Annotated in this window: 12 protein-coding genes and 1 pseudogene; 5 read left to right on the top strand and 8 right to left on the bottom strand. The window is 68.5% G+C overall.

Annotated features, from left to right (window positions below; translation table 11 throughout):
- Window positions 1-107 precede the first annotated feature (107 nt).
- On the bottom strand, window positions 108-281 hold the full coding sequence (locus ACFXGX_RS31800; protein WP_250918461.1) for a CsbD family protein: 174 nt from the start codon (window positions 279-281) through the stop codon (window positions 108-110).
- 173 nt (window positions 282-454) lie between these two features.
- A complete protein-coding gene (locus ACFXGX_RS31795; protein ID WP_384797977.1) occupies window positions 455-847 on the bottom strand; it encodes an ATP-binding protein in 393 nt (130 codons plus the stop codon).
- A gap of 849 nt (window positions 848-1,696) precedes the next feature.
- Here ACFXGX_RS31795 and ACFXGX_RS31790 point away from each other — a divergent pair.
- The 4 genes from ACFXGX_RS31790 (at window position 1,697) to ACFXGX_RS31775 (ending at window position 5,117) form a co-directional block, all read left to right on the top strand.
- The gene (locus tag ACFXGX_RS31790) at window positions 1,697-2,026 is read left to right on the top strand and encodes a MerR family transcriptional regulator (protein ID WP_384797974.1); all 330 of its coding nucleotides are present in this window, start codon (window positions 1,697-1,699) and stop codon (window positions 2,024-2,026) included.
- A gap of 60 nt (window positions 2,027-2,086) precedes the next feature.
- Window positions 2,087-2,884, top strand: coding sequence for a hemolysin III family protein (locus tag ACFXGX_RS31785; protein ID WP_384797971.1), 798 nt, complete (start codon window positions 2,087-2,089; stop codon window positions 2,882-2,884).
- Window positions 2,885-3,084: 200 nt separating this feature from the next.
- On the top strand, window positions 3,085-4,323 hold the full coding sequence (locus tag ACFXGX_RS31780) for a PP2C family protein-serine/threonine phosphatase (RefSeq protein ID WP_384797968.1): 1,239 nt from the start codon (window positions 3,085-3,087) through the stop codon (window positions 4,321-4,323).
- 260 nt (window positions 4,324-4,583) lie between these two features.
- On the top strand, window positions 4,584-5,117 hold the full coding sequence (locus tag ACFXGX_RS31775) for a 2'-5' RNA ligase family protein (protein WP_384797965.1): 534 nt from the start codon (window positions 4,584-4,586) through the stop codon (window positions 5,115-5,117).
- Window positions 5,118-5,242: 125 nt separating this feature from the next.
- Here the strand turns inward: ACFXGX_RS31775 and ACFXGX_RS31770 are convergent, their stop codons facing one another.
- The gene (locus ACFXGX_RS31770; protein ID WP_384797962.1) at window positions 5,243-6,595 is read right to left on the bottom strand and encodes an MFS transporter; all 1,353 of its coding nucleotides are present in this window, start codon (window positions 6,593-6,595) and stop codon (window positions 5,243-5,245) included.
- A 1,146-nt stretch (window positions 6,596-7,741) separates the two neighbouring features.
- Here ACFXGX_RS31770 and ACFXGX_RS31765 point away from each other — a divergent pair.
- Entirely contained in the window at window positions 7,742-9,364 is a 1,623-nt protein-coding gene (locus tag ACFXGX_RS31765) for an MFS transporter (protein WP_384797959.1), read from the top strand.
- Window positions 9,365-10,397: 1,033 nt separating this feature from the next.
- Here the strand turns inward: ACFXGX_RS31765 and ACFXGX_RS31760 are convergent.
- The 5 genes and pseudogenes from ACFXGX_RS31760 to ACFXGX_RS31740 all read right to left on the bottom strand — a co-directional run.
- A pseudogene (locus ACFXGX_RS31760) lies at window positions 10,398-10,652 on the bottom strand (IS110 family transposase); the annotation flags it as partial.
- Window positions 10,653-10,765: 113 nt separating this feature from the next.
- A complete protein-coding gene (locus tag ACFXGX_RS31755) occupies window positions 10,766-11,866 on the bottom strand; it encodes a DUF475 domain-containing protein (RefSeq protein ID WP_384797956.1) in 1,101 nt (366 codons plus the stop codon).
- A gap of 163 nt (window positions 11,867-12,029) precedes the next feature.
- Window positions 12,030-12,761, bottom strand: a complete 732-nt coding sequence (locus ACFXGX_RS31750; RefSeq protein ID WP_384797953.1) for an ABC transporter ATP-binding protein — start codon at window positions 12,759-12,761, stop codon at window positions 12,030-12,032.
- Window positions 12,758-13,291, bottom strand: coding sequence for a hypothetical protein (locus ACFXGX_RS31745; protein ID WP_384797950.1), 534 nt, complete (start codon window positions 13,289-13,291; stop codon window positions 12,758-12,760). The genes ACFXGX_RS31750 and ACFXGX_RS31745 overlap by 4 nt, the downstream gene beginning before the upstream one ends.
- Before the next feature lie 50 nt (window positions 13,292-13,341).
- A complete protein-coding gene (locus ACFXGX_RS31740) occupies window positions 13,342-14,457 on the bottom strand; it encodes a hypothetical protein (RefSeq protein ID WP_384797947.1) in 1,116 nt (371 codons plus the stop codon).
- Window positions 14,458-14,660: the final 203 nt, after the last annotated feature.

Raw genomic sequence — 14,660 nt, 5'->3', positions numbered from 1 at the left:
ACCTTCGCCGCCCGGCGCCTGCGGCCACTTGAGCCGTCGGTCTCGGCGCTCACTGTCTTTCGGGCCGGCCCCCAGCAGTGGGTCCCGGCCCTGACGCATACAAGCGGTCAGTGCTTGAAGACGTCCTTGACCTTCTCCTTGGCCTCGCGGGCGTCGCCCGTGGCCTGCTCCGCGCGGCCCTCGGCGGTCAGCCGTTCGTTGCCCGTCAGGCGGCCAGCGGTCTCCTTGAGCTTGCCCTTGGCCTGCTCGACCTTCGCCTCGGTCTTCTGCTCACCCGACACGGCCGATCACTCCCTCTTGGGTGGAAACGCCTTACGCGACCCCGTATGACCGCTCGAAGCTCCAGTAAACAGGCCAGTCTGCGGGGCCGCCCTTCCCGGGTTTCCGGGGTCCGTGGCGCGGGCGGGAGGAAGCATCTCGGCCGCGCCACGGACCATCGACGGCGTACAGCGCGCTACCGGGGGAGGAGGGCGCGGATGGTCTTGCCGCCTTCGGGCCCGGGCGTGACGACGACGCGGTGGGCGAGGTCGTTGACCATGTGCCAGCCGAATCCGCCTGTCCCGTCGACGAGGTCGGGGGTCCGCATCCGCGGCAGCCTCGGGCTGGGATCCTCCACGGCGACCTCGATAGTGCCGGGGTGGGCGGCGAAGCGGAGGGTGCAGGCGCCACCACCGTGGCGCAGAGCGTTGGTCACGAGCTCGGAGACGACCAGGACGACCGTGTCGGCCTGCTCCCGGCCGATGGCCGGCTGCCCGAGGGCTTCGAGGAACGCCCGGGTGGCCTGGCGCGCCTCGGCGATGGCGGACGGAGAACGAAGGGCTGTGCGCTCGGTGCTCATCGTGGTCATCGCGCGCTCCGGGGTCTGTTGTCGGTGTCCGGCCCTGCCTGCGCGGTCGTTGTGCCCCCGCCCGCAACCGTTCAACCCGACAGACAGCACCCGACTACCTCTCCGTCGAACACGCGAAAATCTATGTTGAGCAGAGTAGACATTGGGAGATCGTCTGGCTATGGTTTCTCTCGTAGCCCAGAGAGACAGCAGGGTCCGGCAGACACGAACTGCCGGGAGCAGTACATGCAGTCGCAGTGCGCAGGACGGTGCGGTGGTGGAGTTTCGAAGCCAGGGTGGTTGCAGGACGGCGACGGGACTGACAACCGGACCGGGTGGCCCGCAGTGATCAGGGGCCACCGTGAGCAGAACCGCAGTTGATGCAATGGCAGTACCCGCAAGTGCAGTTCGCAGTGCTCAGCAGTGAAGTCGGTGAGCAGTACCTCGGTAAAGGCGCCGGCTGCGGGCGCGCGTACCGGGAGGTTCGGCAGTGGGGTTCCAAGCCAGAGCAGACGCAGGACGGGCGACGGGGCTGGCTGCCGAAGAGTGGCGCTGTCACAGGCCACAGAGCAGGTCGCATCACCAGCAGTACGCAGTAGAGCAGTACCAGCATTGAGGGAATGAACGGAGGAATTGGGCGCCATCAGGATCGCCCGGGCGGCTTGTTGAGTCCGGGTACCGCAGGACATCGATAGTGAGGTGGTCTCCGGTCGAGCAACCGCGATCCCAGCATCCCCGGCAGCAGTTCGGTCGGGTGTGCGCACACAGAAGGCCGGCGCAGTAACAGGGCCGGCAGATGGTGAAGCAGTTCCTTCGGGCCCTGGCGCCGCACGGCGCCAGGGCCCTCCACGCGTGCCACAGAGAGGTCAGATGACAGCAGACGATTCCTTCGACCGTCTCGACGACGACTACCCCGCCTACACCATGGGCCGGGCCGCCGAAATAATTGGCACCACGCAGGGCTTCCTGCGCGCCATCGGCGAACACCGCCTCATCACCCCGCTGCGCTCCGCGGGCGGACACCGCCGCTACTCCCGCTACCAGCTGCGTATCGCCGCCCGCGCCCGGGAACTCGTTGACGAGGGGACCCCGATCGAGGCCGCGTGCCGCATCATCATCCTCGAAGACCAGCTCGAAGAAGCCCAGCGCGTCAACGCCGAACACCGCCGCAGTGCAGCCCTGCACACAGCCGCCACCTGATACGCGGTCCGCGGTGCCGCGCCCGACCGCACGCTTCCGCCCTTTCAAGAATATGAGCGCATGATCGCCGACGACACTGAGCCGCCGTCCCACGGACGGGGGCCCCGGCCCGGCCCGGGCAACCCGCCCGACACCCTGCGTATCCCGGCGATGGATGTGTCTACCGTCGCAACAGGCCAGCTGACTGCCGCTACCGGCCCGGAAGGCGGGGTGGAGCGGGCGGCGGCTGCGCTGAAGCCGCGGATGCGCGGCTGGCTGCACGCCGGAGTGTTCCCCCTGGCGCTGGTCGGGGGCATCGTCCTGATCGTCCTTTCGCGCACGGGCGCGGCAGTGGCGGCCTGCTCGGTGTACGCGCTGTCGGCCTGTCTGCTGTTCGGTACCAGCGCCGTCTACCACCGCGGAACGTGGGGTCCGCGCGGGGAGGCGGTTCTGCGGCGGCTGGACCACGCGAACATCTTCCTGATCATCGCCGGCACCTACACACCGCTGGCGGTACTGCTGCTGCCCGAAGGCCGGCAGCGGGTGCTGCTGACAGTGGTGTGGGCGGGTGCGCTGGCCGGGATCGCCTTCCGCATCCTGTGGATCGGGGCTCCCCGATGGCTGTACACCCCGTGCTACATCGCGCTGGGCTGGGTGGCCGTCTTCAATCTGCCCGACTTCGCGCGCACCGGCGGTGCTGGCGTCGTCGTACTCGTCATCGCCGGCGGTCTGCTCTACACCGCGGGCGCCGTCGTTTACGGACTCAAGCGCCCGGACCCCTCACCGGCCTGGTTCGGCTTCCACGAGGTCTTCCACGCCCTGACGATCGCCGCCTTCACCGCGCACTACACGGCCATCCTCCTCGCAACCACCTGGTAATGGTGTTTGCGGGCAGAAGTCGGGCCCGGCGGTGCAATGTGGCCTGTCCGGGCACCGGGATCGGTACTGGTCTTCCGCGTCTTTCTGGGCGAAGTTCCTGAGCGTCATCGAGCAATAGGGGAGTGGCTGTGACCGTAGGACGGCCGGATGGTGAGCGGGTCTCTCGTCTTGCCGGGGACGGGAGTGGCCGGGGCAGTGCGATGACGTTGGCGGGGACGTTGGAGGCGGCCGAGTCCGCGGCGCCCGTGGAGTCGCTCGACGTGGTCGCGCGCATGCTCAAGGAGCGTCTCGGGGCGGTGTCGGTGTCGTTCCTCATCACCGACTTCGCCGGCAGCTCCGTCGTACGGCTGGGGGCGGCGGGCAGCGTCGACACCGATGAACCCGCCCGGCGCATCACGCTGCGGGGCACCCTGTACGACGATGTGATCCGCACCCAGCGGCCGAGCGTGGAGGACAAGGGCGAGGGCGCGCTGGTGCGGATCGTCGCCCCGGTGACCAACCGCGGGGACGCCATCGGGCTCCTCGAACTGTTCCTGCCCGCGGCGCCGGACGGGGAGGTGATGAGGGAGATCGGCGAGACCGCGCACGCGCTGGCGTACATCGTCATCGCGAACCGGTCCTTCACCGACGTGTACCAGTGGGGCCGGCGCACCACCCCGCTGAGCCTGGCCGCGGAGATCCAGCACCGGCTGCTCCCGGCGTCGCTGGCGTGCGAGGCGGCGCAGTTCGCGGTCGCCGGGGCGCTGGAGCCCGCCGACCACGTCGGGGGCGACACCTTCGACTACGTGATCGACCGGGACACCGTCCAGCTCTCCGTCACCGACGCCATGGGCCACGACGTCGACGCCGCACTCCTGGCCACCCTTGCGGTGGGCGCCCTGCGCCGGGCCCGACGGGCCGGTGCCGATCTCGCCGAGCAGGCCCGCCAGGCAGACCAGGCCATGCGCGAGCACGGCCACAAGGGCTACGTCACCGGCCAGCTCCTGCGCATCAGCCTGCTCGACGGCGGTACCGAGTTCGTCAACGCCGGGCACCCCTGGCCGCTGCGGATGCGGGACGGCCAGGTGCAGGAGATCGTTCCGACGGTCGATATGCCGTTCGGCTTCGACGCCCCGCACACCTACCGGGTCCAGTCGCTGGACCTGCGGCCGGGCGACCGGCTGGTGATGCTGACCGACGGCATGCTGGAGCACAACGCAGGCAGCCTCAACCTGGCCGACCTGATCGTGCGCACCCGCGCGCTGCATCCCCGCGAGGCCGCCCGCACCCTCATCGCGGCGATCGTCGACGCCAACCAGGGCCACCTGCAGGACGATGCGACCGTCATGTGCCTGGACTGGCACGGCACCAACCACTTCCAGCGGGACGCCGCCACCGGCGCCGACCTCACCGACGCCTCACAACCGTCAGGGACGGGACGGACCACTCCCGGGCGATGACCCTGGGCGTTTGGTGGCGAGCCCGACCAAGCAGCGGGAGGCCCTCGCTGCGCTTCTGCGGAGCGTTGCGCGTCGCCCGGGCCGATGCGCAACACCGCCGTCAGAAGGCGTTTCCGTACGAGTCGATTCGTCGTCGCGCTTCCCGTACCTCCGCACTGTGGTCGACTTCCCGCCTCTGGCGGTGCGACCGCGCTGAGCTCCCGATCGGCCGCCGGTCAGTGGACCGCGAAGACCGCAGGTTGCGCCGCTAAGCTGCTTCGGTGCGCACGGTTGAGGTCTTGTTGGACGAGGCGGCAGATCTCGCGGTCCGGGCGGCTTGGCGACGGCTCGCGGATGCGGGTCTGCCCAGTCAGGCGCGCCATCGCTCACCGACCAACAGCCCGCACCTCACGCTGGCTTCCTGTCCCGAGCTGACCGCTCCGATCCGCTGGGAGCTCGCCGAGGTGGCCGCCGCGCTGCCCCTGCACGTGCGGGTTTCCGGTGTGGTCCGTTTCGAGCGGCCCACCTCGGTGCTGGCCTGGGCCCTTGATCTCGATTCCGCCTTGGCCGGCTTGCACGGCCGGGTGTGGGACGCGGTGACCTCGGACAGCCCACCCGAGACCCTCAACCCCCTCCACGACCCCACACACTGGAGCCCGCACATCACCCTCGGCCGTTCCCCGCGGGCGGGCGTGTTCGCCGACCGGCGGATCCCCGCTCTGCTGCCGGCGCCGCCGTTGTCGGTCCGGCTCACCACGCTGCGCAGTTACGACACCGGGACGGGTGCTGTTGAGGTGTTGGAGTCCCGTTCCTGAGGCGGCTGTGCCTCTCGATGATCGGTGTACCGATGGGGTGGCCCGAGTCGACGTTGTCGGTGGATGACCGGGCGGGAGGCGTCTGTTCGCGCGGACAGGGCGGCGTGACCATCGAGCAGGCCGATCTACGGGCCGGGAACGTTGTGTTCGGATTTCGGGGGTACGCATCGCCATGCGAGGCCGGCGGCGGTCAGGTAGGCGAGTGCGCCGATGGCCATGCTGACGCGGATTCCCTGGCCGTAGGTGGTGGCGGTGGCGAGGAGGGTGCCGCCGAGGGCGACGCCTGTGGCGCTGCCCACCTGGCGGGCGGTGTTGAAGAGGGCGGAAGCCGTCCCTGAGTATGCCGGTGGTGCGGCGCCCATGACGGTGGAGGTTGTGCCGGTGAGTGCGAAGGAGGTGCCGAATCCCGCTGCCATCATGGGGAGGACGAGCAGGGGGTAGGCGGGTTCGGCTCCTGCCGCGGTCCAGCTCGCCAGGCCCGCGGAGGCCAGGAGCATCCCGGTGATCACCAGGGGCCGGTCTCCGGTGCGGCGAGCGAGCCGGGCCGACACGACGGAGGCGAACATCGTCATGGCAACCGCGGGGAGCAGCGCCACCCCGGTTTCGAGCGCGCTGAAGCCGCGCTGGTGCTGGAAGTACAGGCTGGCGGTGAACACCATGGCGTAGAAGCCGAAGTTGAACAGCAGGCCGATGGCGGCGCCGCCGCCCAGTGCGCGGGAACACAGCAGGTCCAGCGGGACGGCGGGGGATCGCGCGAGCCGTTCGCGAACGACGAAGGCGGCGGCTGCCAGGACGGACAGGCCTGCCGCGGCGAGGACGGCCGGTGCGGTCCAGCCGCGTCGTCCGGCCTCGTTGAGTGCGGTCGTCAGGAAGGCCACCGCGGTCACCACCGCACACTGCGCGGGCCAGTCGAGGGCGCGGGAGACCAGCTGGGGGGAACTCTCCACGTGGCGCAGCGTCAGCACCAGGCAGACGACGCCGACCGGCAGATTGATCAGGAACACCCATCGCCAGCCCACGGTGGAGACGAGTAGTCCGCCCAGCAGCGGCCCGGCCGAGGCCGCGATGCCGGCCATGGATCCCCACAGGCCGAAGGCTCTCGAACGAGCCGCCGGAGCGTGATATGCCTGCCGGAGCAGCGCCAGCGACCCGGGCACGATCAACGCCGCACCCAGTCCCTCCACCAGACGGGCCGTGGTAAGGAATGGAGCATTGGGAGCGAGAGCGCAGGCGGCGGAGGACAGCGTGAACACGGCCACGCCCGTGCAGAAGATCCGGCGGTTTCCCCATCGGTCACCCATCGCGCCGCCCAGCAGCAGAAAGCCGGCGAACACCAGGGTGTATCCGTCGGTGATCCACTGGATGCCCGTGACGGAAGCCGACATCTCCCGGCCGATCACCGGCGCCGCGACGCTGACGACGGTGACGTCGAGGATCACCATGAAATACCCGGCGCATACAGCGAGCAGCGGGGCCAAGGACTGCTCCTTGTTGTGCCTGCCGGGTCGGCCGGGGGAGGCGGAGGCTCCATCATCGACCGGTTCTGCGAACGCCATACGCGCGGCCCCATCCTGTACAGAATTGGATGAAAGCCACAATAATTTGGATACCAGGACATATCTTGTTCCGCGCGTGCGGCGCACAGTGTTGATGGGGCGTAGGGAAGCGACGCGTCGTTCCCAGTGGCGAGGGCAGTGAATTGATCTCTAATGGCGTGTCCTTGGCATCCCCGGATCGGGGCGCCGGACATCGGGGAACCCTGGGGAGGGAACAGTGCCCCCGCTGCCGCCCCGACTCCCGTGCCGGCGCCAGGCGCCCTCAATTGAAGTGTTTGTGCAGGTCAGCTCCGGCACCCGGAATTCCGGATGCCGGAGCTGACAGAGGCCCGGGATCGCGCCGGTTCATGGTCTTCCGGCCGAGGGAAGACCGGGCAGCCGTTGTACCCGTCGGCCCGCGGGGCGAACCGGCCCGCTCACCGTGAGCCGGATCTGTCCCACCCTGCAGCAGACCGGCGCGCCAACTCCCGTCCCGCCTCTGGGGTTTCCCGGCCGGTCCTGCTGAGATCGCCCCTGTCCGAGTGCCCCTTCGCCTCGTGGAGGGGCCTTCGATGTCCCAGCGCCCGTCCGTGATCCGCGCCTCCGCCCCGGCAGCCCCACCCGTCCCGGCGACGACCTCGCCGCGCGCCCGTAACAGCGCCGAACGCCGGCACGACATACACCGCCTGGCTCCGGGCGGGCGTCGCCATCTCCGGGCCACAACAGCACCGCCCCGTCGCGTCGTTCGCCCCACCAGGCGCAGGGCATCACACGCCGCGCCGCGGTTACGGGACGGGGCGCCGCTTGCGCTCGGGGGACCGCCCGGCGGTGCGTCGACGACACCGTTGCCACCGTATTCCCACCGGACGGGACTCACAGGTCGGCGGCCCCCGCCACTGTCCGGTGAGTAGAACCACGCAAAGGGCTGCCGTACTCACCCGATGCCCGGGTCGTCACCGCCGCCCGAGCAGCCACGGCGGGGCGGGCGGACCGCGTCGGCGACGGTGGGCGTGTCATCCCAATGGGGCGATGTGCGGCACGGCGGATCAGGCAAGACTCTCGCGAAGCCCAACTTCGCCCGGAGGTTCCATGTCGAAAAGCGGTGCGCCTGGCATCGACGTTCCGCGCGAGGCCCCGGCGCGGGCGTCACTCGTTCTGGCGTCCCTGATCGTCGTTGCCGCAGTGGCCAACTTGAACCTGTCGGTGGCCAACGTGGCACTGCCCGCGATCGGGAAGGCATTCGACTCCTCCCAGAGCACGTTGAACCTGATCGCCGTGGGGTACTCCCTCGGCCTGGCAGCATCGGTGCTCTATCTGGGGGCGATCGGAGACCGTCACGGCCGCAAGCTGCTGCTGCTTCTCGGCATCACTGTGTCCATCCCCGCCTGCCTGCTCGCCGCGTACGCACCGAACGACACCGTCCTTGTGGCGGCCCGGATCCTCGGCGGGCTCTCGGCCGGCATGGCCTACCCGACCACCCTGGCGCTGATCGCCGCACTGTGGGCGGGGCCGGGGCGGACGAAGTCGATCGCGCTGTGGTCGGCCCTGGGCGGCGGCATCTCCATGCTCGGGCCGGTGATCGCGGGCGCCCTGCTCGAACGCTTCTACTGGGGGTCGGTGTTCCTGGTCACCTTGCCCCTCGCCGTGGTCGCGCTGGTCATGGCCCTGCTGTTCGTCCCCGCGCACACCAACGAGTCGGCCGAACCGGTAGACAACCTCGGCGGCATCCTGTCCGTCCTCCTGGTCGCGGGACTGGTGCTGGCGATCAACTTCGCCGCCGTCCCCGGCCAGGGGGCGCTGGTCGTCGGCCTCGCCGTGATCGCCCTGGCCGCCGGAGCAGCCTTCCTCTGGCGTCAGCGCCGGGCTTCCAACCCGTTGTACGACCTCCACATCGCCGGCCGGCGCACGTTCTGGGTCGCCGCCTGCGCGGGAGTCATCGTGTTCGGCTCCATGATGGGGTCGGCGTTCATCAGCCAGCAGTACCTGCAGAACGTGCTCGAGTACAACCCCGTCGAGGCCGGCGCCGCCATCCTCCCCCTTGCCGTGATGATGGTGCTCGTGGCACCACGGTCCGCGAAGCTGATCGAGACACGCGGCGCCCGCACGACCCTGATGACCGGTTACGCGTTCCTCTTCCTCGCCTTCGCCTGGATGCTGATGTTCTGGGGTGAGGACAGCAGCTACTGGCAGATCGGCTTCGCCTACGTGCTCATCGGTATCGGCGCCGGCTTCGCCGGGACGCCCGCATCCCACTCGCTGACCGGATCGGTGCCCGTGCGACGGGCCGGCATGGCCTCAGGCACCGCCGACCTGCAACGGGACCTCGGCGGGGCCATCATGCAGTCCATCATGGGAGCGCTCCTCACCGCCGGCTATGCCTCGGCCTTCAGCGCGGCGATCGCCGCTTCCCCCGAGAGCAGGGACGTGTCGGACCAGGTCCAGAGCGAGCTGACGAAGTCGTTCGCCTCCGCCGGGCAGGTCGCCCAGCAGCACCCCCGCTACGCCGACCAGATCGTCGCGGCAGCACGCCAGTCGTTCCTCTACGGCGACGACTGGGCGTACACCGTCGGCCTGGCCGCGATCGCCCTGGGTGCGCTGCTGATCTTTTTCAGGTTCCCGCACCGGGACGCCGAGCGGGAACTCCTACGGCGCTACCGCACCGAGGACTCCGCTCCCGCCGCCACCGGGAGGCCGGGCGGACCGGGAGTCTGAGAGGCCGACCGGCTGACCGGGCGGATGAAGGCCGAACTGCTTCCTGCTGAACCCAGGCCTTTCGCCTGGACCGGGGAGCGGCGCCCGGTCGGCCGAGGACGACGGTCAGCACCTCGCCGGGAGCCCGTCTGTGCCACCAGCGAACCGTCCTGGGGACCACACCCCGGAGCCGCCGGACGTCTCCTGGTACCCCCGCTGGGTCCCGCCACAGTCGACAGCGCCGCCCACACGCCGTGCGCCTGCACCCGCTCCCGCATATGCGCGTCCCGGCGGGCGGACTGCTCGGGGCCCTCGCCGTGGAGCGTGCCGGCGACGTACGCGTCGATGCCCAGCGCCGCGGTCTGCGCCGCGTGCTCCGGCACCGCGGCGTCCCGGCAACACGGCGAGCCCCAGCCGCCAGCCGTCCACCTCGACCACCACCAGCAGCACGCCGGGGCGCAGCAGCGCCGCGTCGATGGCGTGTGCCACCGCTGTCTCGTCGATCGACCCGGATGGTTTCCAATCGAGGTCGGACGAAGGCATGGTTGCAGAAGCCACTGACATCGGTCACGGGGCGGGAGGACCCACCACTCGACCTCGCTGAGGTCGTGGCGGGCTGGGAGACCGCGCCGGGCCTGCGGATACGCCGGCCCGGCGTATCCCCCAATGTTTCCGCTACCGCTTCAGGACGGAACTGAAGGGTGCGTCGGGATCCTTGGTGAAGACGGCGAAGGCTTCGCGTGCGCGGCCTTGCCGGATGAGGAGGTCGCCCAGCTCGTAGGCTTCCAAGCTCTCGGTCGAGGCTGCAAGGATTGCTATGGCCTTGTCGGGGCGGCCCTGGTTTTCCAGGCGCGCCCGAGGCCAGCGAGGCGTTGGCCAGACACCTGCTCCGGGGACACCCCATGGGGGGCGCCGAGGACCGGTGGTTCGACGACGACGAACAGAGCCGGCTCTGCGAGGGCGATCACAGCCCCCGCAAAGTCCCCCTCGGCGACCATCCGCCGCCACAACAGCGAGCCGCCCTCGAAGCCTGCCTCACCCCCCGCTGACCGTCTCACGCCGCGGAGACAACGGCCTCGGCGGGAGGGGCCCCGAAAGCGAGCGACTCGTCGTAGGTCGTGCCCTGCTTCAGGCAGTGGTAGAGCTGGCCGATCATGCGGTTGAAGAGATTGCGCTGGGCAGCTGCATGCCAGTCGCCTTGTTCGCGTCGGCGCCGGTAGTGGGCGTTGGCACCGACGGATGCCCGTAGCGACGCGAAGGCCCAGAGATAGCCTGGCCCGGTCGTGCCCGCTACGGTGATCACCCGACGCGGGAGTCTCAGCCGAGGACACCGTCAGCGTGGAAGTGGAGGCCGTGCGGTTCGTGATCGAACTCGTCTCGCCCGGCGACGAGACGATGGACGACCGATGGACGACCGCAAGTTCAAGCCGTCTTGGCAAGTGTCTTGTTGCGGCGCACGGAGGACAAGAAGGACCAGCCGATCAGGACGACGCCGACGAGGCCGGTGATGACCTCGTTGATCTCGTACTGGATGGTGACGAGGAGGATCCCGGCGAGGGCGCCGATGGCGTAGTGCGCGCCGTGCTCCAGGTAGACGTAGTCGTCGAGGGTGCCCTGGCGGACCAGGTAGACGGTGAGCGACCGGACGTACATGGCGCCGATGCCGAGGCCGAGCGCCATCAGGACGATGTCGTTGGTGATGGCGAAGGCGCCGATGACGCCGTCGAAGGAGAAGGAGGCGTCCAGGACTTCCAGGTAGAGGAACATGAAGAACGCGGCCTGGCCGGCGAGGACGATGGCCGGCTTCTTCCTGCCGGTCCGCTCGGCCTCCTCCTCTTCCTCGTGTTCGCGCTCCTCCTCCTCTTCGAGTTTGTCCTCGAAGTAGCCGGAGAGACCGCCGACGATCATGTACGTGATCAGGCCCGCGATGCCGGAGATCAGCACGGTCTGTGCCTTGTCGACGTGTCCGCCGCCGTGCTGGTGCGCGTGGACCGCGAAGGTCATGGAGGTGATCAGCAGGACGATCAGGGCGATGCAGACCGACAGCATGTCGACCTTGCCGAGCTTGGCCAGCGGCCGCTCGATCCAGCGCAGCCACTGGATGTCCCGGTCCTCGAAGATGAAGTCGAGGAAGATCATGAGCAGGAACATGCCGCCGAAGGACGCGATCGACGGGTGGGCGTCGGTGACGAGCTGCTGGTACTGGTCCTTGTCGTTCAGCGCGAGATCGACGGCCTGCATCGGACTGGTGTTGGCGCTGATGGTGACGATCACGAGGGGGAAGGCCAGGCGCATGCCGAAGACGGCGATCAGCACACCGACCGTGAGGAAGATCTTCTGCCAGAAGGCACTCATCTTCTTCAGGATCCCGGCGTTGACGACCGCGTTGTCGAAGGACAGCGAGATCTCCAGGACGGCGAGGATCGCGACGATGCCGAGCGCGGTCCAGCCGTCGTAGGCGGCCGCTGCCGCCAGGCCGAGCGCGGTGATCGCGAACGACCAGCCGAAGGTTTTCAGAAGCACTGGCCACCTCGTCGTGTAGTCGAGGCTTCTGCGTGGGCCCCGGAATTCGCCTGAGCGTAGGTCAGTGATCCGCAACTGTCGCCTGTGCGGTTGTCTTGATCAGGTCGGTCCTTCCTCGGCTGTTGCTTGTGGGACCGATGGGGTGGTGGCCGTTGGGGCCGGGTCAGGTTCTTTCCAGGATGGCCGTGTATGCGCCTTCTGCGGCCCGTCCGCTCGCGGTGCCCTGGGGGGTGTGTTCAAGGAATCCTGCCGTGTCACCGGTGTAGAGGACCTGGCCCGTCTCCAGGACAGTGACGTGGTCGGCTTCTTCGGCGAGATCGGCGACGTCGTGCGTGGACATCATGACGCTGACTCTGTCGGTCAGGCTGCGGAGAATGTCGCGAAATACTCGCCGCTGCCGCGGGTCCATTCCTGCGGTGGGCTCGTCGAGGAGGATCACTTTGGCTTGGTGGACGAGCGCGCCCGCCACCCCCACCCGGCGCAGCTGGCCCCCGGAGAGCCGTGTCGTGCGGGTGTCGGCCTGCTCGGCCAGTTCCACTTGACGCAGGGCCTGGGCAGCTTGTTCCCACGCATCCTGGCGGTTCATGCCCTTGAGCCAGCCGATGTAGCTGACGTACTCACGTGCTGTCAGGTTCGCGATGGGGGTGATGTTCTGGGGCATCCAGGCCACTGACTTGCGGTAGTCCTTGGTGCTGGAATGCAGTCCGTCGAACTGGACCGTTCCGGTGCGAGGCTGGGCAACTGCCGCTCCCAGGCGCAGGAGAGTCGATTTTCCCGCTCCGTTGGGCCCGAGCAGGATGGTCAGGCCCTGGGGAAGCTGCCAGCTGAAGTCTTTGAGTACGGGCGTCTGCCAGCGCCGATAGGCATAGGTGCAGGAGTTCAGTTGCAAGGTCATGCGGTCTTCCTCGATGTGTAGATCTGGGCAGCTAAGCCGAGGCCGCACGTGGCGGCCGCTGCGATGGCGGCGTGGAGGGAGCTGACCGGTTCCGGGACGATGGTCCATGGGCGGGCGCGGTGCCCGGTCTCGAAGCCGAAGAGCAGGACGACGACCAGCCAGACCACCGGAACCATCACGGAGGGTTGTCCGACTGCGGACCGAGCGATCAGCATGAGGCCGATGAGAAAGGCAGTGTTGCGTCCGGCGGCCGCCGCGTGGGGGGACGTGAATGCGGCGTCAGCCATCCAGCTGATGGTCAGGGCGCAGGCGATCACCGCCAGGCTCAACGCCGCGTCGAGCAGGGCTACGGGGCGGACGCCTGATGTCTCGGGAGCAGCCAGACGGGATTCCAGTGACAGGATCAGGCTGATGACCAGGGGAAGCGGCACGAACAGCATGAGCGGCACTGGATCGAGTCCCGCGGTAAGGGACGGAAGGACAGCGGACCCTTCCTGGATGACCGTGATGAGCAGAAGAAACACGAGCATGCCGGCCGGCAGGGTGACATGAGCCGCCCGTGCCTTCGCCCACCACCGCATCAGGATGCCTCGTGGCAGGCGGAAGCAAGACGCTGGCGAAACCACTGCCCCTGCTCCGGCTTGGAGAGGCGCAGGACGTCATCCACACGCTTGCTGACTTCCTTCTCACCGGGAAACGGGACTTCTTCGCTGTTTCGCCGGTTGTAAGCCTCGATCTGCCCGGTGACGGTGGCCGCCCAGAGCCTCACTTCACGGCTTGCGGCAAGATCGGGTTCGGAACACGGGAAATGCGTAGCTGCGGCCAGGATGCGGTACTTGAGATCGCCGGCCCGGGCCCCCGCGGTCAGCCCCACCCTCCATCGCGTCGCCGTGGAGGGAGCGGACATCCTGCCCGTGGTGATGTCATCGATGATCGCTGTCGGCATCTTGGGGCCGCCTGAGGCCTTCAGCTTGCTGAGTATGGACACGCTGCTGCGCCGCACAGCCGCCAGATCATCCGAGGTCGCTTCGGGCATACAGACACGGGGAGTGGTGCCCTCGCACTTCATCGGAGCCTGGTCGACGGCGATCGGGGGGTTGTAGTCCCAACTCTGCGCCATCGATATGGCCGCTACGCAGCAGACCGTGCTGATCACAGCCGCGGTCAGCAGGCGAAGCGCTTTCGAAGGGACCGGGAGCCACAGAGCGCACAGGGCGAGTGCGATACCACCGCTCAGCATGATGTGCGGTACCAGCGAACCCAACGTCGCCTGCTCTCCGAACATCAGGTACTCGGGATACTGGCCAGAGACGTGACGCATCCAGAACGGCGTGGTCGACGCGGAGAAGGCAACGAGTATCCATGTACCGACGGTCATCAGCGGCGCGGCGACCAGGCGCGGCAGGAGCATGCCAGCGGTGAAGCCGATCACGCAGTGGGCCACACACACAACAAGGGCCATGCCGAGCGGCAGAAGGCTCGCAGGCGTCGGCAACGTCGTGGTCTGCAGCAATGCGATCAGCGGGGGCAGTATCAGCATGAGCCAGGACAGGCCAAGGACAGGTATGAGGGCCTCCGCTGCGATACGGAGCCGTGAGCGGACACTGCCGAGCTCGAAAACCCGGTTCGCTCTGAGTGTCCCGCTCTCCCATGCCGAAAGGCCGGATGCCACTGCGTAGGCGAAGGCATAGGTCATCTGGAGAGGGTAGGAAACGACGGTCGGAGCATAGCCGTAATTGTTGGCGGGCGGCGCCCCATTGTTCAAGAAATAATATGCGAGAGGAATGCCGAGAGCTAATGGGAAAGCCCATTTGACGCTGCTGGCACGCAGTCGGGCGCGAAGCTGCAACACGTACTCCGAAGTCTTCTGAAGGGAGCGTGGCGCGGCCCCTCGGGGCC

This window comes from Streptomyces sp. NPDC059371 (genome assembly GCF_042751995.1).
Taxonomy (GTDB): Bacteria; Actinomycetota; Actinomycetes; order Streptomycetales; family Streptomycetaceae; genus Streptomyces.
The sequence above is the reverse complement of the archived record's forward strand: the minus strand, read 5'-3'. Positions and strand labels throughout refer to the sequence as shown.